The sequence below is a fragment of the Mesorhizobium sp. M7A.F.Ca.MR.148.00.0.0 genome, assembly GCF_003997735.1.
Lineage (GTDB): Bacteria > Pseudomonadota > Alphaproteobacteria > Rhizobiales > Rhizobiaceae > Mesorhizobium.
Map to the genome: position 1 here is coordinate 1 of NZ_RZTB01000537.1, position 285 is coordinate 285.

The following is a 285-nucleotide window of genomic DNA, read 5'->3' on the forward strand; positions in this document are numbered from 1 at the left end:
ACACATACAGTGGGTTGCGGGTGATCGAGTAAGGCCCGCCGGTCACCACCTCGGATGATTTGCGCCCGCCTATGTAGAGGGTCGCCCAAAGACGGCCCACGATGCCGAGGAAAATCAGCAGCACGCCGAACATTTCGATCGATTCGTGCACCGGTGTGTCGGGCGGAAACGTCGATTGACCAAATAGCAATGCTGCGAACAGCACGACCACGAGAACGGCAAGCACTATCCGGCGCATATGCTGGTAGTTGCCCAGCCCGTGTGCCTCGACGGGCGCAGACTTGA

Annotated in this window: 1 pseudogene; it reads right to left on the minus strand. The window is 59.3% G+C overall.

Going from position 1 to position 285, the window contains the following annotated elements:
- Positions 1-256 (minus strand): annotated as a pseudogene (locus tag EOB49_RS35240) (isoprenylcysteine carboxylmethyltransferase family protein); the annotation flags it as partial.
- Between the last annotated feature and the right edge of the window lie 29 nt (positions 257-285).